Origin of the sequence: Neobacillus notoginsengisoli (genome assembly GCF_003515685.1) — a bacterium.
Classification (GTDB): domain Bacteria; phylum Bacillota; class Bacilli; order Bacillales; family Cytobacillaceae; genus Bacillus_D; species Bacillus_D notoginsengisoli.
In genome coordinates this window covers 205,765-223,637 of sequence record NZ_QWEG01000008.1, presented here as the reverse complement: position 1 = coordinate 223,637, position 17,873 = coordinate 205,765, and the positions used below count along the sequence as shown (strand labels likewise).

The 17,873-nt window shown below is 42.9% G+C and carries 25 protein-coding genes; 5 read left to right on the top strand and 20 right to left on the bottom strand.

The window, feature by feature from the left end:
• Positions 1 to 191: 191 nt before the first annotated feature.
• Entirely contained in the window at positions 192 to 899 is a 708-nt protein-coding gene (locus D1B31_RS14060; protein WP_118921412.1) for a DNA alkylation repair protein, read from the bottom strand.
• Between the two features lie 333 nt (positions 900 to 1,232).
• Between D1B31_RS14060 and D1B31_RS14055 the strand changes: the two genes are divergently transcribed.
• Both D1B31_RS14055 and D1B31_RS14050 read left to right on the top strand, forming a co-directional pair.
• The gene (locus D1B31_RS14055; protein ID WP_118921411.1) at positions 1,233 to 1,919 is read left to right on the top strand and encodes a helix-turn-helix domain-containing protein; all 687 of its coding nucleotides are present in this window, start codon (positions 1,233 to 1,235) and stop codon (positions 1,917 to 1,919) included.
• Positions 1,912 to 2,379: a DUF6516 family protein gene (locus D1B31_RS14050; RefSeq protein ID WP_118921410.1), complete on the top strand. Its 468-nt coding sequence runs from the start codon at positions 1,912 to 1,914 to the stop codon at positions 2,377 to 2,379. The genes D1B31_RS14055 and D1B31_RS14050 overlap by 8 nt, the downstream gene beginning before the upstream one ends.
• A 1-nt stretch (position 2,380) precedes the next feature.
• On the opposite strand, the gene D1B31_RS14045 is transcribed toward D1B31_RS14050, so the two are convergent.
• The 9 genes from D1B31_RS14045 to D1B31_RS14005 form a co-directional block, all read right to left on the bottom strand.
• Positions 2,381 to 2,821: an ABC transporter permease gene (locus D1B31_RS14045; RefSeq protein WP_118921409.1), complete on the bottom strand. Its 441-nt coding sequence runs from the start codon at positions 2,819 to 2,821 to the stop codon at positions 2,381 to 2,383.
• Positions 2,822 to 3,904: 1,083 nt separating this feature from the next.
• On the bottom strand, positions 3,905 to 4,447 hold the full coding sequence (locus D1B31_RS14040) for an NADPH-dependent FMN reductase (protein ID WP_118921408.1): 543 nt from the start codon (positions 4,445 to 4,447) through the stop codon (positions 3,905 to 3,907).
• Positions 4,444 to 4,872 (bottom strand): MarR family winged helix-turn-helix transcriptional regulator, encoded by a 429-nt coding sequence (locus D1B31_RS14035; protein WP_240035275.1) that lies wholly within the window; start codon positions 4,870 to 4,872, stop codon positions 4,444 to 4,446. The genes D1B31_RS14040 and D1B31_RS14035 overlap by 4 nt, the downstream gene beginning before the upstream one ends.
• 81 nt (positions 4,873 to 4,953) lie before the next feature.
• On the bottom strand, positions 4,954 to 5,394 hold the full coding sequence (locus D1B31_RS14030; protein ID WP_118921407.1) for a hypothetical protein: 441 nt from the start codon (positions 5,392 to 5,394) through the stop codon (positions 4,954 to 4,956).
• A gap of 76 nt (positions 5,395 to 5,470) precedes the next feature.
• Positions 5,471 to 5,908, bottom strand: coding sequence for an NUDIX hydrolase (locus D1B31_RS14025; RefSeq protein WP_118921406.1), 438 nt, complete (start codon positions 5,906 to 5,908; stop codon positions 5,471 to 5,473).
• Positions 5,909 to 5,944: 36 nt separating this feature from the next.
• Complete coding sequence (locus D1B31_RS14020; RefSeq protein WP_118921405.1) at positions 5,945 to 6,358, bottom strand: VOC family protein; 414 nt, start codon at positions 6,356 to 6,358, stop codon at positions 5,945 to 5,947.
• Between the two features lie 149 nt (positions 6,359 to 6,507).
• Positions 6,508 to 7,119 (bottom strand): CPBP family intramembrane glutamic endopeptidase, encoded by a 612-nt coding sequence (locus D1B31_RS14015; RefSeq protein WP_204563022.1) that lies wholly within the window; start codon positions 7,117 to 7,119, stop codon positions 6,508 to 6,510.
• 230 nt (positions 7,120 to 7,349) lie between these two features.
• Positions 7,350 to 8,582 (bottom strand): RtcB family protein, encoded by a 1,233-nt coding sequence (locus D1B31_RS14010; RefSeq protein WP_118921404.1) that lies wholly within the window; start codon positions 8,580 to 8,582, stop codon positions 7,350 to 7,352.
• Between the two features lie 88 nt (positions 8,583 to 8,670).
• Entirely contained in the window at positions 8,671 to 9,288 is a 618-nt protein-coding gene (locus D1B31_RS14005; protein WP_118921403.1) for an NUDIX hydrolase, read from the bottom strand.
• A 246-nt stretch (positions 9,289 to 9,534) separates the two neighbouring features.
• Between D1B31_RS14005 and D1B31_RS14000 the strand changes: the two genes are divergently transcribed.
• Positions 9,535 to 10,332 (top strand): DUF2935 domain-containing protein, encoded by a 798-nt coding sequence (locus tag D1B31_RS14000; protein WP_118921402.1) that lies wholly within the window; start codon positions 9,535 to 9,537, stop codon positions 10,330 to 10,332.
• Positions 10,333 to 10,402: 70 nt separating this feature from the next.
• On the opposite strand, the gene D1B31_RS25135 is transcribed toward D1B31_RS14000, so the two are convergent.
• The 10 genes from D1B31_RS25135 to D1B31_RS13955 form a co-directional block, all read right to left on the bottom strand.
• On the bottom strand, positions 10,403 to 10,630 hold the full coding sequence (locus D1B31_RS25135) for a GNAT family N-acetyltransferase (RefSeq protein ID WP_338036477.1): 228 nt from the start codon (positions 10,628 to 10,630) through the stop codon (positions 10,403 to 10,405).
• 104 nt (positions 10,631 to 10,734) lie between these two features.
• Positions 10,735 to 10,872 (bottom strand): hypothetical protein, encoded by a 138-nt coding sequence (locus D1B31_RS25130; RefSeq protein WP_338036476.1) that lies wholly within the window; start codon positions 10,870 to 10,872, stop codon positions 10,735 to 10,737.
• Between the two features lie 423 nt (positions 10,873 to 11,295).
• Positions 11,296 to 11,892, bottom strand: a complete 597-nt coding sequence (locus D1B31_RS13990) for a hypothetical protein (protein WP_118921401.1) — start codon at positions 11,890 to 11,892, stop codon at positions 11,296 to 11,298.
• A 278-nt stretch (positions 11,893 to 12,170) separates the two neighbouring features.
• Complete coding sequence (gene wrbA / locus D1B31_RS13985) at positions 12,171 to 12,782, bottom strand: NAD(P)H:quinone oxidoreductase (RefSeq protein WP_118921519.1); 612 nt, start codon at positions 12,780 to 12,782, stop codon at positions 12,171 to 12,173.
• Positions 12,783 to 12,878: 96 nt separating this feature from the next.
• Positions 12,879 to 13,490: an alpha/beta hydrolase gene (locus D1B31_RS13980; RefSeq protein ID WP_118921400.1), complete on the bottom strand. Its 612-nt coding sequence runs from the start codon at positions 13,488 to 13,490 to the stop codon at positions 12,879 to 12,881.
• 70 nt (positions 13,491 to 13,560) lie between these two features.
• Positions 13,561 to 14,499: a ring-cleaving dioxygenase gene (locus tag D1B31_RS13975; protein WP_118921399.1), complete on the bottom strand. Its 939-nt coding sequence runs from the start codon at positions 14,497 to 14,499 to the stop codon at positions 13,561 to 13,563.
• Between the two features lie 243 nt (positions 14,500 to 14,742).
• Positions 14,743 to 14,952 carry a hypothetical protein gene (locus D1B31_RS13970; RefSeq protein ID WP_118921398.1) on the bottom strand — a complete coding sequence of 70 codons (210 nt, stop codon included), beginning with the start codon at positions 14,950 to 14,952 and terminating at the stop codon, positions 14,743 to 14,745.
• A gap of 30 nt (positions 14,953 to 14,982) precedes the next feature.
• Positions 14,983 to 15,360 carry an SET domain-containing protein gene (locus D1B31_RS13965; protein ID WP_118921397.1) on the bottom strand — a complete coding sequence of 126 codons (378 nt, stop codon included), beginning with the start codon at positions 15,358 to 15,360 and terminating at the stop codon, positions 14,983 to 14,985.
• Between the two features lie 140 nt (positions 15,361 to 15,500).
• Entirely contained in the window at positions 15,501 to 15,722 is a 222-nt protein-coding gene (locus D1B31_RS13960; RefSeq protein WP_118921396.1) for a helix-turn-helix domain-containing protein, read from the bottom strand.
• 10 nt (positions 15,723 to 15,732) lie between these two features.
• On the bottom strand, positions 15,733 to 16,209 hold the full coding sequence (locus D1B31_RS13955) for a DUF2975 domain-containing protein (RefSeq protein WP_118921395.1): 477 nt from the start codon (positions 16,207 to 16,209) through the stop codon (positions 15,733 to 15,735).
• A 424-nt stretch (positions 16,210 to 16,633) separates the two neighbouring features.
• Here D1B31_RS13955 and D1B31_RS13950 point away from each other — a divergent pair, with 424 nt between their 5' ends.
• Entirely contained in the window at positions 16,634 to 16,972 is a 339-nt protein-coding gene (locus D1B31_RS13950) for a monooxygenase (RefSeq protein ID WP_118921394.1), read from the top strand.
• 41 nt (positions 16,973 to 17,013) lie between these two features.
• Positions 17,014 to 17,745 carry a YheC/YheD family protein gene (locus D1B31_RS13945; protein WP_118921393.1) on the top strand — a complete coding sequence of 244 codons (732 nt, stop codon included), beginning with the start codon at positions 17,014 to 17,016 and terminating at the stop codon, positions 17,743 to 17,745.
• The last annotated feature ends 128 nt before the right edge of the window (positions 17,746 to 17,873 follow it).

The following is a 17,873-nucleotide window of genomic DNA, read 5'->3' as shown; positions in this document are numbered from 1 at the left end:
TCCAAATGAGAAACGATTGAAACTTGCTTCCCTGTCCAAATTCAGTATGTCTCCGGACAGCCCGGGTGTTACAAAAACAAAACCTACCAAAAGTAGTGGCTTCTAAACGAAAAAAATGCGTTAATCCATTCGGACAACGCATTTCGTAGTTTATTCCAGTTCCTCAAAAATACTTTTCCACCAGATTAACTTTAACACCTCACATACTTACGTTTAAAACCAACTCTTCCCTTGTCGACTTCTTTTTGAATGCTCTCGTAAGCATTAAGGAGACTGCTCTTTTTGTTCGGCCGTTTGACTTCTACAGTCCCTATTTCCTTCGCGGTCTCAACTGCCTTTTCATGTAGCGGCAAATACGAAATCCCCACGGTGAATACAAAATTATTCATAGCGGATTTCGTTCGTTCCGGCGCATCATGGATTGTATTTTTGACAAGATCAAGCATGTTGGAAATTTTCTCATCTGAAAATTCAACGTCTGGCCGATTCCCTAAAAGCCAGCAGTAGCAGCTCCAGCCCGCTGACATTCTCAGCTCTTCACCGCTTGCGATCCATTTATCAGCCACTTCCTGAGCAATATCTGACTCTGATAGAGTAACGGCCACGACATAATCGGAAAGCATATAAAAATACGCCCCACCCATCCAACGATCATAATCAGACTCCGTCATGGCCTTAGGGTCAGCAATAATGCCCGCAAAATACATCGCATCGTAATTCCCCGTTGCGTAAAGCTCATCAGCTAACTGCTGGTTTATTTTTATTTTCCTGGCAATTGGTTTCATAGCGCCAGTAGCCACGCCAAAAAGCGGCTCATGCGCACCATTCGATATGTACATTTTCTTCGTCCGTTCCTTGCCAAGAGCCTCAAGCTCCTGCATAACCATCTCTACATTCATTTATTTGGCACATCCTTTAAGTTTGGGATTCCCCACTAATTTGCTCATAAATCCATCATCTACATCTTATAACAAACAGCTATTCGTCAGCAATGAAGCAGGGGACGGTTCCAGTGCCTCACTCATCCAGGAAGGCTTGGGTTGTTTTAGCAACTAATAATAATGCATCAAAAATTTTTTTTTGAAGAAGTATAAAAATAGTTTATACCGCAATATAATTTAGTAATTTAAATTTTATTTTAACTTTTGTTTAACTTCATTTTAATATTGTTTTAATTTCATTTGAACTTGGGTATTGAACCTTATATAATGGAGGGACAAGAGGTGATATATATGCTATTGCAAACAGAAATTGAGCGAGTAAATCAAATTACGAAGGAAATGGAAGTGACATTGCCCAGTGCATTTCATACGTTTCAAGCTGAAGATTTATTATCTATTTATAAGTCACTTGCAAATGTCCAAACTGTTGTTGGTGCTTCCAATGATAAGATTTCCCCATTTATTTATCGAGAAAAAACAGAGGATTTATCAAGAGAACAATTAGAAAATGCAGTTGCATCATTACTTACACAAGTAATTTTAGCAGGTGCCAAAACAGACTTCGCGATCGACGAGGCCAGATGGTATCGTACGAGTGACTTTGCAGATGCAATGGGAGTAACGCTTGCGACTGTAAGTAATTGGATTAAAGATGGCCGCTTAATTGGGGTAGAAAAAAAGGGGAAGGGAAAGCATGCCCAAATTCCTGAAACAGCAACTTATTTTAGTGTTACCCGTGAGAAATTTAAAGTACAAGAAATCATGGAGAATTTTTATAAGACAATAAATAATTATAACGAATTACCAGCAGCAGATGAGAATGAGGAGTATGAACGTATAAACGCTCATTTTATTAAAAAATACAAAGGCACATTTGAAGAGACATTAGGAATAAAAGAGCAATTAGACCGTCAAGAGGCAAGGGATCGAGCAGAGTGGGAATTTGTGCTAAAGGAAATGGGCAAATTGGATGGCTAATAATCAACGAGGGAAAAGAAAGAAACAGAATTTAAAGTTGCCTCTGACGAATTACGAGCAAATTCGTAGCGAGTTTCCATTTGTACTGGATATACGGGATGGTGACCAAAGCGGAATGGCATCATCCCAGTCAGTTATTAGAAAAACAATTTTACTTGATGACGGAACAAAGATTTTAGCTACAGAACACATTAAGGATGAAAAAATTGCCTGGTTTTATTACGATTACATTGATTCTAATGGACTGACATTAGTAAAATTCCATTCCGAAAGCCATGACGATGGCAAAAAGGAGTCAAAGAAATATCAAACGAGAACAGAACCTTATCACATCCATCCCTCCGAATTAAAAAGCTTGTCTAACTTATCCAGGTTCCCAAATTTTGACCACCGGAGCCTGCGAAGTGTAGTTGAGAGCCTTTTAATCTATCGCCTCATTAATGAGTCTAAAAAATCATAAACTAAATTCTCCTCCTGTCCTGCAAAATGCTATTAGGCGGTATTTTTTTTGGCATTAATTTTGCAGAAATAAAATACATCAATAAAATGATTGTTGCGACGATACAGGGATAGCCAATGATTAGAACCGGGTTCATATGCGCCGCTAGGCTGACCTCTCCCCATTCGAGCCACAAGCGCCAGCCCATTCCTACGGCACTCAATATGAAGCTGGTCGTGAATACCAATAAAAACCGTCGTTTAAACAATCCTGCAAAAATAGTTCCCATGAAAAAATAATAAAATAGGGTAATTGCAAAGAATGTCCAGTCGAAACCTTTTAACCCCGGGATGACAAAAGTAAATGAGGTGCCAGTATGAATCACAATTGCTATGATGTTGATCATCAAAAAGGTGAATCGATTTTTTTGGAACAGTTCGTTCATTTTTTTCTCATCTATCATAGCTTCGGCCTCCTTTTTCCCATTTAAAGGATACTATACGGTTAGTTTAGTTCTTCTTCAGATCACGGCCTTTTCCTGCCAACAGCTGCACTTCTTAATTGATTATTGCTATATACATTTCGAGATAAAGGGATGTGTTTGCACATTTTCACGCAGCCGGGATTACCTCAATCTCTGTCCGAACCCGGAACAGATTCGGACAGCTGACGGCTATCTTGGTGAATCACTGTCCGAAGGGAAGCCATCTTCGGACAGCTAGCCCGCATTTACATCAATCTCTGTCCGAACCTGGGGGAACTTCGGACAGCTTACGGCTATCTTTGCGAATCACTGTCCGAAGGGAAGCCATCTTCGGACAGATAGCCCGCATTTACATCAATCTTTGTCCGAACCTGGGGGAACTTCGGACAGCTTACGGCTTTTTTAGTGAATCACTGTCCGAAGGGAAGCCATCTTCGGACAGATAGCCCGCATTTACCTCAATCTCTGTCCGAACCCGGAGCAGATTCGGACAGCTTACGGCTATCTTTGCGAATCACTGTCCGAAGGGAAGCCATCTTCGGACAGATAGCCCGCATTTACCTCAATCTCTGTCCGAACCCGGAGCAAATTCGGACAGCTGACGGCTATCTTGGTGAATCACTGTCCGAAGGGAAGCCATCTTCGGACAGAAAGCCGGCATTTACATCAATCTCTGTCCGAACTTAGGCAACGTTTCGCTAAAACGCCCCCTCTTTATCTACATTAATAAAAACAAGATGACATTAATCATTACAATCGTTAGGATGAATCCCAAAATTAGTTTTTTGGCAGAAAATTTCATGCTGCCGTTTTGCCTGCCTTTATAAATTAAAATTGATATGATCATTAGCATAAGAAATATAGGGATTTCCACTTTTTCACCTCTTTAGATCAACTTGTGATTTAATTATAAGGGTCTTTAACTTCCTTTTCATAGCAAATTTTGTATTAAGTTAGGGAAAAACAGAATATGAGTGGTACCATACTCATAAAAAATGCGTTCCCACTTCACAGCGGAAACGCATCCCAACGTACAAATTATGTTCTTTTGCCAAAAAGCCCTTAAGCGGACTTAATCAAGTCAATGAATACTTCAATTTTACTATCAAGGAAACCGAGGGTTGTTTCATCAACCAGCTTGCCTGTTTGCAGGTCGAATTTCTGGTTGGCGAGGCCGATGAGCACTTCGTTTCCTGCTGGCGGGACCTGTTTTGCCTGGAGGGCCGTCAGAATTTCACGCAGGTGCAGTTGTGCGCGGATCGTGCCGAGCGTTCCCATTGTGACGCCCATCGGGAAAACGGGTTTGCCGATGAATACTTTTTCCACGCGGGAAGCCCAGTCGAGTGCGTTTTTCAGAACGCCCGGTATGGACCAGTTGTATTCCGGGGTCAGGATGATCACCCCGTCCGCATTCGCGATTTGTTGTTTGAACTCTTTCACTGCCTGCGGCGGATTGTTTTCTTCGTCCTGGTCGTAGTGAGGCAAAGAACGGATGTCGGCGATTTCGATGTCCAGCTTGTCCTGGTAGCGCTCCTGCATTGTTTTTGCCAAGTACATATTCAGTGATTCTTCTCGGATGCTTCCCACGATTGCTACGATTTTCATGTTGACATGCCTCCTGATAGGTTATGGATGATTTTTTTCAAAATTTCTTGCAGCTCCGTTACTTGTTCCGGGCTGATTCCGTTCGTGACGGTTCGGGTTGCCTCTTGAAGAATCGGTTCAACGACTCCTTCAAGCCGCTTGCCTTCTTCGGTTAAGTGAATTTTGAACGTGCGTTTGTCGCTCGGGTCGTCAATTCGCTGGATGTAGCCCTTTTTCTCCAGGCTCGCGATCATGCGGGCGATATTGCCTTTGTCCTTTTTCAGGCACGAGACGAGCTCATTCGGCGAGATCCCGTCCTTTTCCCAAAGCATCATCATGATGAGATTCTGCTCAGGCGCAAGGTTGAACGGCGCCAATTGCTTCTTCACATAATTGGCAATCGTCAAATCGGCGTCGCGGATTAAGAGTCCAATATGCTGATTCACATCCAATGGCTCCGCCTCCTCTTTAACGTTGCCTAAATAACGTTGATATATCAACAATAGTATCGAAGGTTTTTTGCACGGTCAATCTTGATGCTTGAGTGGACGGAATCGTTTAAAGTTCAACAACTCCAACAAACGGTCTGTATTCCCTTTAAACGTGAAGACGAGGAGCCTGTTTTTATCATCTAGAAACATTAAATACGGTTCTTCCTGGCCGGAAAATATGATAATAACTTCATTGACGGGCCCACGGAACAATTGCGTGTTCACGATAACAGCGGGTTCGAGAGGAACTCGAATCATAAATCCTTCGCTTGGAATCGGGTTTATTTTTGGAAAAACGCCTGTTATCCCTTCGATGTACTTCTTTACTTCCCTCTGCACATTCGGGGTAGATTTTGTTGTCAAAATTACTTTGCCTTTCATCACATCGAAGATTTCGATTGGCCGTTCGGTTTGGGCAGCAGCGTTTGTGGTGGGAATTAACCCAGCTAGCAAAACGGTTATTATGAACTTCTTCATCACGGGATTCACCTCAAAAGTAGGTTTCCCTAAAAGTTTTGAAAAAGACAAAAAAAGGGCGTTTAGCCCTCTTGAATTAACGTGCTACTCTTAATTTCCGGAGCGCTTCTGCTTCCTTTATGCTGTCAATTAGCCAAATCGGAGCTTCGGGGTGGGCAGCGATTTCCCCTGCCGTCATCCAATAGACAGCATCAACTTCATCAACGCTTTTGGCAAAAGGCTCTCCCTCATCGAATTCACACATGAACACAATATCGACCACCGGACTGCCATCCGCGATCGTGAAGGAAGTGCTTCTCACATAATCCATTCCTTCCTTCACCTTCACGCCCACCTCTTCGAACAGCTCTCTATGTAGGGTTCTTTCGAGAATTTTCGTGGACTGGCCCTCATCTTCCACCTTCCCGCCAACTAGTGACAGAAGTCCGCCGGCGTGTTCTTCTTTCGCACTCCGTCCAACGACGAGCCACTTATCTTCCTTATAAACCGCACCTTCCACATTCACATAAAACATGTCTTCGAAGCTCCCCCCTTTTATTTTGTAAAAAGGCTATTCCGCCTTATTTTCAAAAGGAAGATCGATCTGCCACGAAACGCCGAACCGGTCATTCACCCAGCCAAACTTCTTACTGAAACCATAATTGCCAAGCGGCATAAGGGCTTGTCCGCCATCAATCAGGTTCTCGTAAAGCCTGTCCAGTTCCTCCTCATTTTCACAAGCGACATAGATCGAGAATGATGGCGTAAATGTAAACTTATGCCTCACATTGCTGTCGATGCACATAAATTCCTGTCCGTTCACGGAAAAAACCGCCTGCATCACGGTGCCTTCATCTCCAGGTTCATTCGCTCCATACCGAACAATCCGTTTGATTTCGGAATTCTTCATCAAAGATGTGTAAAAATTCATCGCCTCTTCTGCTTTTCCATCTTGGAACATTAAAAACGGTAGTACCTTACCCATAAAAAACAACTCCTTAAATCATTATTTAGTCCTCATTAGCATGTCCAATTGAAGCAGGGGACGGTTCCAGTGCTTCACTTTTTGATACAGGGAACACATTTTATGTATCTACAATGGGATTATCGTATCCCATACGAAAGAATTATATATTAAATTATCGCAAACATCGCAAAAAATGATGCTAAAACATTAACAATACCATGAAGCAGCCAACTTGAGATAATGGAACCATCTGACTCTTTTTCATTGATCCACCCCATTAACCATCCAGCCATACCTGTGATTAAAATAATGATAATTGCTCCCAACATCCCTGCACTCGACACAAACAGCACCCCATGCATCAGCCCGAACAGCAGACCTTGCAACCCATTTCCAACCATAAAACCAAATTTACGAATGAGTCTTTTCGTTAAAAAGCCTCTAAATAATATTTCTTCTGATAGGCCAGTTTGCAAAAAAGCATAAATCAAAGCAGGCGCTAACATTAATGCGCCTTGTCCGTAAAATTGAGTGGTAGCCAATACCGATTGATCGACAAACAATGGGATAATGAACAATGACGGAATCGATAATAAAATAATTGTTGCCGCAAAGATAATCAAATATCTCGCTTTATTTTGAATAACCGGCCTTTTAAAACCCAGCCTTTTAAAAAATGTCGCTTCTTTTCTCCAAAAAATCACCCACCAGAGAAAAGGAATAATAGAGAAAAAAATCACTTGCAAAATGGCGCTAATCAATAAATTAATCGTTTGCATGATTCCCCCCCCCTTTTTTTAACTTCTTTCAGTATTTATTCAGCAACCGAGACAAATATCTTCCAACTCCCCTTATCATCATAACGCTCTAAAAAATGTATGAATAGTCTTAATTTTATTAAAAAACAAAAAACATGGGAATTCTTTTGGGAATCACCCATGCTTTTCATATGGTACTTTATATGCGTTTACTTTCAAAACTACTCTCGGAACAGTGACGTAGAAAACAATCATTTTTTCTTTTTGTACCGGCCAGGGATATATTTTTCGCTCGCTTTAAAGTTATAGACTGGTTTTATAATTGTGGAAATTCCAACGGTTTCCTCGGCTTTTTCTAAAATCTCGTTCATTGACTTGTACGCCATTGGTGCTTCGTCGAGGGTCTCTTCGGAAACGGAGGTCGACCAAATCCCTTTCATGGTATCGTAAAATTCAGTGATGTTAAGTGTATTTCTGGCTTTCGTCCGGCTAAGGAGTCGGCCGGCTCCATGTGGCGCGGAGTAATTCCACTCTTCGTTTCCTTTTCCAACCGCAAGGATTGATCCGTCCCGCATGTTGATTGGAATAATGAGACGTTCTCCTTTTTGAGCGGAAACGGCCCCTTTTCGCAAAATTAAATTCTCGGTATCAATATAATTGTGCACCGTATCGAAACGGTCCATTTCTTCAAAACCTATATTGTCAATCAAAACACGCGCAATTTCTTCGCGGTTTGCTTTTGCATAGGCTTGGGCCAATTTCATATCATGGATATAATTTTGAAAATCGTTTCCTTCCAAGAAAGCCAAAGCATCCGGGATGACCGGGTTCGTTTCCTTATAGCTTTGAATGACCCTTTGGATTTCCTTTTGGCGTCCTTCAGCTTTCAATTTTTCAATAGTTTCTATTAAATCTTGTTTGCGTAATTTTGAAATGGCCACTTTTTGATAATACGTGGCGATTCTTGACCCGACGTAACGGCTGCCCGTATGGATGGTCAGGTAATGGTTTCCATCAGCGTCAACCGACACTTCAATGAAATGATTGCCCCCGCCAAGCGTGCCCAACGACTCGAGGCTTTTCTTTTCACTAAGGATATGCTCGGCTTTAAACTCAGTTATCGCCGGAAAATCTGTTTTAATGAGCTCCGCGCTCTCAACCGTGTGCACATCCATCCCACTTGGGACTCTCGTTCGGACAACCTGGTCCAGTTTCTCGAAATCAACCTTTTTGTCCTGAAGCTTCACTGTAAGGACGCCGCAGCCAACATCCACCCCGACGAGGTTCGGCACGACTTTGTCCTTCAACTGAATGGTCGTGCCAATGACACAGCCCTTCCCGGCATGATAGTCAGGCATAATCCGAATCTTTGTATCCTTCAAAAAAGATTGATTGCACAATTCCTGAATCTGTTCCAGAGCCGTTCCCTGAGGATAATTGGAAAAAACCGTTGCTTCTGAATGTGAGCCTTTTATCTTGATCACCTGCACTCCCCCCTTTAAAGCAGCTTTTTATTAACTATTTTATTAACTTTTCACGCAAAAAAGCACTAACCTCCAAGCAGCAGCCTGCTCAATCAAACAAAACACGTTCCCCAGGGTTATGTAAATGTTTAAAAGCCATTTGAATTTGGGATTCCGTATTCCTGTCGACCGACAACGGCGGTAGTTCATTTTCGGAAAAAAAACCGACGCCGCTTGTTTCGATTCCTTCTTCAGGCTGCCCTCCTACGATCTCGCATTGGATAAATAGTTTGTAAGAGTAAAAGGGAGAAGGTGGATGGGGGTGGCACTTTTTATCAAGAACAGCAATCAATTTGACCGTTTTGACATCAAAGCCGGATTCTTCTTTCACTTCTTTGACCGCCACTTCGCTCGGAGTTGATCCGATGTCGGCCCAGCCGCCTGGTAAAGCCCACTTGCCGTCTGCTTTTTCTTTGACCATCAAGATTTTGTTATCCCTAAACACAACCGCCCGGATATCAACTTTCGGAGTCGCATAGCCTGTTTCATTCGCAAACAAGTCCGTTATCGTTTTTTTATCCACACCGGTTTGCTCCGCCATCATCTCAATGCTTATTTTTCGTATTTCTTCAAATCGTTCCAAGTCATACACATCCTTGGAATACGTCAGTCCAGTCTGTGCAATCGCTTGAAGTTGTCTTGCCCAATCGAGCCATTTCAGTTCCATTTGCAAAATACCCCCTTCAAAACTAAATGTAAATTTAAGAAAGACATGGGTTCTGATCGCTTCAAAGCGTCACCGAGTGAGGCAGGGGACGGTTCCAGCGCTTCATTCGAGACACGAAAGAAGCAGTGGAACCGTCCCGGTGCATCACCGGTGCATCAATCGTAATCCACCTTAAGTAAACTCATAAGCACCCTAAACAAGGAATACACATTAAGAGGACAAACGATTTTTTAGGGAGGGACCATAATGGCGGTTGATTTTGAAAAAACAACTAGGGATGAGCATTTGTTTTGGCTCCAAATATTAGGTGATCACTCGCGGTTTATTCATGAAGCGCTTGCCCCCGTGCAAAAAAGGGAAATTGAAATGGCCGAAAAATTTATCCGGGAATTTGATACGCTGCTCGCTCAGGCAAGAACAGCCGATCCAAGACAACTGGCGACCAGAGCTGAAGCCGAGGTACTTAGGCTGCGGGAATTCAAACTGTCACTGTTGCGCGAACACCTTGTTGGAAAAATAAAAATTCACCTTTCCCCTACCTTTATCAACCATATGCTGAACGAACTGGATGAGTACGTCCGAGTTTTGGAGCATGTTAAGGCCGGCCAAGTCCCTCCCCTATATCATGAGGTGCATCACCATCTTCTCTGGCTGCTGGATGCGGCCGGCCACTCCGGTGCGATTTCCACTAATTTAGACCAAGTCGAGAAGAGGTTAAAAGAGAAAAGTGATACCTTCACGAAGCATTTTGAACAGTTTTACTTGAAGGCCGTTGAAATGGCTGGCTATTTAAGAACGAGTCTAGCAGAATTTCCAGCCCTGTCCAAGTTTAACTCCGATGCGCAGCTGGAAATCGTCCTATTCCAACAGTTTTTGGAGGAAATCGAGGAACTCCGGTTAAGCAAGGAAGCGCTTGGGACATTCGCCCCGCTCATGGCGGACCACATGTTCCGTGAAGAATGCTACTATCTCAAAAAACTCAGCGAATCCGCAAACCTCCCAAAGCCCAACTGCGACCCGGCAAAACCGCGGCTGAAAGAGTGAGGCAGGGGACGGTTCTACTGCTTCATTCGGGTCCCGAATGAAGCGCTGGAACCGTCCCCTTGCTTCATCTTTATGCGTCTGGCTTTGTTAATGTGAAATATATTAAGTTGTCCTTGAGCTCTGCATCCTTTTTAAATCCTACCTTCCTCATTAAATGAATGGATTGTTCATTTTCCGGTTCCACTGTGGCATCAATGATGTCCAGCCCCATTTTGGCAAAACCAAATTGAATGACTTCCTCCATGGCCTCGGTCATATAGCCTTTGCCCCAGTAAGCTTTAGCCAAATCAAACCCCATTTCCGCTATCAATTTCTCATTATTTCTTAAATAATGAAATCCAACCGTTCCAATGAACCTTCAGCTAATTTTATCGTACAACCCCCACCTGCAGCCCGCGTCCTCTAAATGGTATGTAATGATTTCTTCAGCTTCCTCCGTATTTTGCGAGGCTCAATATCCATAAACCTCGTAATCTCGGAATCCGCGAAATGATTAAACACATCCTCAGCATCATCAAGAGTCAGGATTCGTAGATTCATTCTTTCAGTTTCCAGAGCAGGAAATTCAGGTTTTTTGCTAATTGGCACGTTCGTTCACCCCGATAATGTTAGTGGATTGGCTTTTAAAAAATGAATGATTTTTTCATCTGTCTGGTTCGCTGTTTTGCCAAGCCAAATTAAATGCCCCCAGGAGCCCACTACACATAGCTAGGAAAAAACGATATTTTCATGTGCAAAATTGGCATGATCTAAAGGGACTGAAGCTCACTAACAAGTATATTGCATGCAGGTTCTTCTTTTGGCAAAATTAGCCTGCTTTAATTTAACGGAAAGTTTACGATATTGGTTACTGCACTAGAAGAGGAGAATTTCTTTTATTCTTCCATCACAAGTCCACAAAAAAAGATGCCTTAATCCTCTTGGACCAAAGCACCTCATAAAACAACATGGACCAATTTTCATTCATTCGTATTGATCCATATAATTATCGGTGATTGTTACATTATTTTCGTTTAGCTTATCCATCAGTCTATACTCATTGTGCCTGATATCGCCTTCGTATGGAATCGCGATTTCCAAATCATCTTTCAAAATAAATATGTATTCCTTCAGATATGTCGTGTTTTGCCGTTTCGCATAGTTCTTTTTCACTTCTTTAAAACTTTCCCATTCATACGTTTCGAGTTGATTGAACGATTCGAGGCGATTATAGTGCAAGCCGTTATCATCGAAATAATAGTACGTTGTAGCCGAAAAGATCATTACGGGAATGCTTAAGGAAGCGATAAGCAGGGAGAACATTTTCAGGAACTTGAGCTCATATTTGTAGTTCATGATTAAATACACGATCATAACGATCGGAATCCACGCCATGCCAATCATAAAGGCAACATAAGCAGATTGGGGCGCGACAAAAAACCAATGAGATTTTGAGTAGAATAATAGATCTTGAATCCAGGAAATGAACACAATCGGCATAAAGAGGCTGCTTATGAAAAGGATGATGGCCCATACAAAGACAAGCGGCCCTTTCTCTGTTTTCACTGCTAGATTGCTCATGTAATCCCCCCATTCTTATTGAAGCAATCAACCCTTACACCTTATTTTACCATATTAAATATTTTTTTACTTAATTGCATTCGTGTAACAAGTGCGTGACTTGCTAAAGAAACAGCGCACTTCGGAATGATTTCTCTTTGCTCAAAATAGAGTAAGGCTGTCCTATGGGGGCGTCTTCTTCGGACAGCGAAACGCCTAGTACCTCATTCTCTGTCCGAACATGGAGCACACAAATAAAAAAAGCCAACCAAACTCAAGGTTTGGTTAGCTCAAATAATTTATTGATTAGCTTTTTTGACCCATTCCGCAACGGTTACGGTGCGTTTCGCTTGATGCTTGACGGCTGCTTCGACGTCATCGATCATTTTGCCGTCTTCGCCGACTGTCACGCTTGTCCCATACGGGTTGCCGCCTGCCCCGAATAAAACAGGATCTGTGTAACCTGGTGGGACGATGATGGCACCCCAGTGCATCATCGATGTATAAAGGGAAAGAATCGTTGCTTCTTGTCCGCCATGCGGATTTTGCGCGGATGTCATGGCGCTGACCACTTTGTTGACTGTTTTGCCAGTTGCCCACAAGCCGCCTTGCATATCAAGGAATTGCTTCATTTGGGAAGGCATGTTCCCGAACCTTGTTGGAACGCTGAAGATGATCGCGTCTGCCCACTCGAGATCTTCTGAAGTAGCGACCGGAACATCTTTGGTAGCTTCAGTCGTGCGCTTCCAAACTTCGTTCCCTTCCACAACGGATTGAGGAGCCAATTCCTCTACTTTCAATACTCTTACCTCGGCGCCCGCTTCCTTCGCGCCTTCTTCAGCCCATTTTGACAGTTGGAAGTTCGTTCCGCCCATGCTGTAAAAAATAACTGCTAATTTAACGTTCGTCATTTCTTCTGCCTCCCGTTGTTGTGATTTTCCAAATAACCTAGCCCAAAAACCCATTCCATGCACCACCCAGTTTTATATATTACCCTTTCTATCTGTTTACATACCTATAAGGTTTCGATACCAACTCGCCGCGGCTTGCACCTCTTCAATCGTTAATTGATGGCCTTTATTCTCCCAATGCAGTTCAACGCTCGCATTCGCCTTCTCAAGCAAGGATTTCAGGTCCTCTGATTCTGCCGCAGGACAAATCGGATCGTTTGTCCCAGCTGCGATGAATACAGACTTTCCTGCAAGATCAGGGAGTTCAATCCCTCTTCTTGGAACCATCGGATGATGTAGAATCGCTCCCTTTAAAGCATCCTTGTAATGAAACAGCAGACTCGCTGCGATATTCGCTCCATTTGAGTACCCAAGTGCCATGATGTTGCCCCGGTCAAATCCATACTTTTCGGAAGCTTCATCAAGGAACTCATTCAGTTCTTTTGTCCGGAAGATAAGATCTTCTTCGTCAAAAACTCCTTCCGCTAGACGGCGGAAGAAACGCGGCATTCCGTTTTCCAGCACATTCCCGCGTACACTTAACACGGACGCCGTCTCATCAATCATTCCTGCGAGCGGAAGCAGGTCCAATTCATTGCCCCCTGTTCCGTGCAGCAATAATAACGTCGGCCTAGTGCTATCCTGGCCTTTATTGAATATATGCTTCATTCTATATCCTCCTCCAGAATACGAACCTCTATACGAGGTCCAGCTATTCTTTTGCAAAAATCTTCTGTTTTTAATCTAGTTCTCTTACCTCAAACGAAAGCAGATGTTGTTCAATCCTGCCTCTGAATTGTTCATACTGTGCAGGCAGCATCAATTTTTCACCCATTGTTGCTTGTGACTCGTCATGGGCAAATCCTGGAGGGTCGGTTGCAATCTCAAATAAGATTTCGCCATGCTCCCTGAAATAAATGGAGTTAAAGTAATTTCTGTCCTGAACCGGGGTGACGCCGTACCCATTTGCCGAAACATGCTTTTGCCAATCCAATTGTTCCTCATCATCAACTGCCCGCCACGCGATGTGGTGCACCGTGCCGACGCCCATTTGGCCACGGCCCGACCGCGATGCCTTCAGATCGATGACATTTCCGATAGCAGCTGATGAGCGGAACCGGATAAGGTCTCCTTCTTCTCCAACAAGCTCAAGACCCATGACCTTTTGCAAAAGTTCTGCCGTTTTCTCTGGCTGGGCTGAAAACAGGGTCGCCCCACCAAACCCTTTGATGGCGACTTCAGGAGTTACTTCGCCAAACTTCCAGCCATTCATCTCTCCTGCTTCCCTTTCAACAATCTCTAGGCGAAGCCCGTGCGGATCGGTAAATTGGAGGTATTGTTCGCCAAATCGCTCACTTTTCGTGAACGGAATCGTGAATTTCTCGAGCCTTTTTTCCCAAAACTCCATGGCGCCTGCGGGAACGACATAAGAGGTAACCCCTACTTGCCCATCGCCGATTTTCCCTTGATAGGCACCCGCCCACGGGAAGAATGTAATGATCGTTCCCGGGTTTCCGCCTTCATCACCGAAATAAAGATGGTACGTGCCTGGATCGTCAAAATTGACCGTTTGCTTCACAAGCCGCAACCCCAAAACCCCTGCGTAAAAATCCACGTTTTCCTGCGGATGCCCTACAATCGCAGTGATATGATGGATTCCCGTTGTTTTCTTTGTCATCTTGCCACACTTCCTTTTTATTAGCGTCCCTTATTATTAATTTCCTTAATAAAAATTAAAAAACTTATTTTAAGTCAAGAATCCTTATTTCAAGATATTCACTTAAAAAATGGTCCGAACTTATCCTTAATTAAATTATCTCGAACTAAATATAATTATAACAGTTATTGCGTTGTTTTTCAAATAAGACACTTTTGCAAAAAAAAAACGCCGACTTCTGATGAACAGAAATCGGCGCTTCGTTTAGCGTGACGCTTTTGGCGGTTGGCACGCCTCGCATTTTCGCTGATGGTTATTTTTAAATTTCGTGAAGGTTTTTTCAAAATTGTTGCCGCATGCGCATTTAAAAAGCAACTTTTGCGAAAAGCCGTGGTATTCCGTCGATAACAGCGCGCTTTCCGAATTTTTTTCAACAAACTCTTTTATTTTGCCAATCGTCCATCGTTTATTCATTATCTAACTCCATTTCCCGTCGGTCCGTTATTATTCCTGGTCAAACCAAAGCAGCTCTTTGTCATCCTCGTCGCCATTGTAATTAATGAGAATTTCTTCGCCTGCTTTAATATCTTTGTAAGCATAGAAGTCAAACGTGTGATTGTCAAAGTTAATCTCATACGTCGCATTCGGTTCATACGAATGGTTAAACAGCATGCCATAGCCTAGCACAAACGCGGTGTGGTTTTTCCCATACTCAAATGCGTAATCCGCAAGCAACGTTTTCTCAATGTGGGGATGCTGGTCGTTCGGATAAGAAATGACTGGCGCCTCATGCAAAAGCTGCCCTTTTTTGATATCGCATGTTGCAAAAACGCCTCTATTGAATTCTCCATCACTCAGTGGAGATGTTTTGATCTCGATCATATTGTTCGCCTACTATCTTTTGAAATATTCTTCAACTGTACCATAAATTTGGGCATTCGGCTTCCTTTTTTTGAAAAAGAGGCTCGTCGTTCGGCAAAAAAAGGCGCAATCCTCCTTAGAATCAACGCCTTTGTTATTGATTATTCGTGACTACCTTCATCCGGCCTGTATTCTAAAATATCCCCCGGCTGACAGTCCAAAGCCTTGCAAATCGCCTCCAAAGTCGATAGCCGAATTGCTTTGGCCTTGCCATTTTTCAAAATGGACAGATTCGCCATCGTGATTCCAACCCGCTCCGAAAGCTCGGTTACGCTCATTTTCCTTTTTGCCAACATCACATCAATATTTATAATAATCGCCATTGCTTTCACCTCAGACCGTTAAATCATTTTCAGATTTGATATTGATCGCCTCTTGCAAAAGCCTTTGGAGAACAGCGGCAAAGACTGCGATGACGAGTGAAGCAAAAACAGGAACCATTCCAATGATGATGAGTCCTGGTGCATCGTCCAGTTCTGCCACGACATATACAAATGGCAGAATTGCCACGAACAAACCACTGAATATCAGCGCACACATTTTAATGTTTTTCAGAGCTTTCACAGACAATTCCGAGAAAGCCTCGTTCCTGTCAATATAGCTCAACAGTTTAAATGCTTGAACCAATGCTCCGAAAAATGGAATCACAGCTAGATACATGCCAATGACAATCGGATAAAGGATGTGGGCATAATCCGGGTTCGCCGGATTTCTTATCAACCAATACAACCCAAATATGCCTATAGCAAGAACGGGAATCCCCATAATTATCACAGCCATCTTTAAAAAAAGTGTCGAACCTCGTTTCATAAAAAGCACCTCTCACAGTAAGTATGAATTGAGTATAAACAAAAATTTATTGAATTACAATAAAATATTATTGATTTATGTAAAAACCTTTTTTCTTTTGCAAAATAAAAATCAACGCTTATGAAAAAGAAATGCTTTATATCATGAATCGAGTTACACTTTATGAGCGTCATTCATTATTATTTTTTGCCAAGGTGATACTATATAAAATGAACTTAACTTTTGAACGTTGTCGTTGATTTGCGCTCCAGGCACTTCGCTTTCCGCGGGGCGTCCCTGGAGCCTCCTCGGCGCTTGGGCGCCTGTGGGGTCTCCACCTTGCCGCTACATCCCGCAGGAGTCTACGTGCCTTCCACTCCAATCAACTATGTACAATTCTTTAGTTCAGCCTTCATATAGTAAAAAACAGCGAGGAGTGTGCGGCTTGAAATATTTAGTGCAAATTGATTTTAAATCGGATGGCCCATTCGGTGAGGAAAAGTTTAAGGAGAAAGAGGATTTAGCAAAAAGCATCAACAATGAGCCTGGCGTCATCTGGAAGATTTGGACAGAAAATGCGGAAACGAAAGAATCCGGCGGGGTCTATTTATTCGAGTCCAAAGAAACTGCCCAAAAATTCCTGGAGATGCACTCAGCCCGTCTAAAAAGCTACGGCTTCGATAACATACGCGCGAAAATCTTTGAAGTACACGAAAAGCTATCGCTTATTAACAAAGCGCCAATTACTGTTTGCCAAAAGAAGCACAGTCAAAAAAACGATTGAGAAATAATCTAATTGGGAGGGAACGACATGGTTTAGAGGTGATGAAACAAATGAGCTTTAGGGATAAATGGGCGCTCCATACATGGATGAAGCAGCATTATAAATTGAAAGGGTTTCTTCCTGTGACAGAAATTTTGAAAAAAGAGTCATTGGAACGGATGGTCGGCCGCTATGAACGTGTGATGGTGAAACCAACCAATGGCGCTTTCGGAAGAGGGATTGTCCAAATTTCACGGCTAGGTAAGGACTCGTTTGAACTTCATCACGAAAATTTCAAAACGGTGATAAAGGATAGGAAGAAAGTTTTCGAACTCCTCACGAAGTGGTTCCTGGAAAAAAACACGCCTTACATGATTCAAAACCGGATCCCCCTGGCTACCATCGGGACGAATCCATTTGATATCCGTGTCATGGTTCAGAAAAAGAATGATTCGGACAAGTGGGCCGTTACCGCTGCATGCGCGAAACTAGCGGAGGATGGTTTCGTCATCACAAATGCTTCAAAAGCCATTCTCCCCGTTAAAACAGCTCTGAATAAATCCTCTTTACAACATCCAAATACGAAAGAAATCATCGAGAAGCTTCGGATCCTATCCCTCATGATTGTTGAGCATCTATCAAATTGGGTCGAAACAACGAGGGCGTTCGGAATCGATTTAGGCGTCGACCAACAAGGCCTGATTTGGATTATTGAAGCGAATCTCCGGCCGACGATTGACATGTTTCAACAGCTGAATGATCACTCGTATGAAAGGATTCAATCGTACTTATAAGGTTCACTTTTTGCAAAAAGGTTATAGTTATTTGGTCTTGATAACATGCGTTTTTGCAAGAAGGTCGTATAAGGATTGCTTCTTTTTTGTGAAGATGGCTGTCAGGATATAGCAAAAGAGCGAAGGAA

What these genes read in the sequence shown, in the direction of transcription:
- D1B31_RS14050 (WP_118921410.1), top strand. Translation starts at nt 1,912, where the DNA reads ATGGCTAATAATCAACGAGGGAAAAGAAAGAAACAGAATTTAAAGTTG.
- D1B31_RS13990 (WP_118921401.1), bottom strand. Translation starts at nt 11,892, where the DNA reads ATGAGCAATCTAGCAGTGAAAACAGAGAAAGGGCCGCTTGTCTTTGTA.
- D1B31_RS14030 (WP_118921407.1), bottom strand. Translation starts at nt 5,394, where the DNA reads ATGAAGAAGTTCATAATAACCGTTTTGCTAGCTGGGTTAATTCCCACC.
- D1B31_RS14045 (WP_118921409.1), bottom strand. Translation starts at nt 2,821, where the DNA reads ATGATAGATGAGAAAAAAATGAACGAACTGTTCCAAAAAAATCGATTC.
- D1B31_RS14055 (WP_118921411.1), top strand. Translation starts at nt 1,233, where the DNA reads ATGCTATTGCAAACAGAAATTGAGCGAGTAAATCAAATTACGAAGGAA.
- D1B31_RS25135 (WP_338036477.1), bottom strand. Translation starts at nt 10,630, where the DNA reads ATGGGGTTTGATTTGGCTAAAGCTTACTGGGGCAAAGGCTATATGACC.
- D1B31_RS14060 (WP_118921412.1), bottom strand. Translation starts at nt 899, where the DNA reads ATGAATGTAGAGATGGTTATGCAGGAGCTTGAGGCTCTTGGCAAGGAA.
- D1B31_RS25130 (WP_338036476.1), bottom strand. Translation starts at nt 10,872, where the DNA reads ATGAATCTACGAATCCTGACTCTTGATGATGCTGAGGATGTGTTTAAT.
- D1B31_RS14015 (WP_204563022.1), bottom strand. Translation starts at nt 7,119, where the DNA reads ATGCAAACGATTAATTTATTGATTAGCGCCATTTTGCAAGTGATTTTT.
- D1B31_RS13970 (WP_118921398.1), bottom strand. Translation starts at nt 14,952, where the DNA reads ATGAATAAACGATGGACGATTGGCAAAATAAAAGAGTTTGTTGAAAAA.
- D1B31_RS14000 (WP_118921402.1), top strand. Translation starts at nt 9,535, where the DNA reads ATGGCGGTTGATTTTGAAAAAACAACTAGGGATGAGCATTTGTTTTGG.
- D1B31_RS14040 (WP_118921408.1), bottom strand. Translation starts at nt 4,447, where the DNA reads ATGAAAATCGTAGCAATCGTGGGAAGCATCCGAGAAGAATCACTGAAT.
- D1B31_RS13980 (WP_118921400.1), bottom strand. Translation starts at nt 13,490, where the DNA reads ATGAAGCATATATTCAATAAAGGCCAGGATAGCACTAGGCCGACGTTA.
- D1B31_RS14025 (WP_118921406.1), bottom strand. Translation starts at nt 5,908, where the DNA reads ATGTTTTATGTGAATGTGGAAGGTGCGGTTTATAAGGAAGATAAGTGG.
- wrbA (WP_118921519.1), bottom strand. Translation starts at nt 12,782, where the DNA reads ATGACGAACGTTAAATTAGCAGTTATTTTTTACAGCATGGGCGGAACG.
- D1B31_RS13955 (WP_118921395.1), bottom strand. Translation starts at nt 16,209, where the DNA reads ATGAAACGAGGTTCGACACTTTTTTTAAAGATGGCTGTGATAATTATG.
- D1B31_RS13960 (WP_118921396.1), bottom strand. Translation starts at nt 15,722, where the DNA reads ATGGCGATTATTATAAATATTGATGTGATGTTGGCAAAAAGGAAAATG.
- D1B31_RS13945 (WP_118921393.1), top strand. Translation starts at nt 17,014, where the DNA reads ATGAAACAAATGAGCTTTAGGGATAAATGGGCGCTCCATACATGGATG.
- D1B31_RS14005 (WP_118921403.1), bottom strand. Translation starts at nt 9,288, where the DNA reads ATGGAACTGAAATGGCTCGATTGGGCAAGACAACTTCAAGCGATTGCA.
- D1B31_RS13965 (WP_118921397.1), bottom strand. Translation starts at nt 15,360, where the DNA reads ATGATCGAGATCAAAACATCTCCACTGAGTGATGGAGAATTCAATAGA.
- D1B31_RS14020 (WP_118921405.1), bottom strand. Translation starts at nt 6,358, where the DNA reads ATGGGTAAGGTACTACCGTTTTTAATGTTCCAAGATGGAAAAGCAGAA.
- D1B31_RS13975 (WP_118921399.1), bottom strand. Translation starts at nt 14,499, where the DNA reads ATGACAAAGAAAACAACGGGAATCCATCATATCACTGCGATTGTAGGG.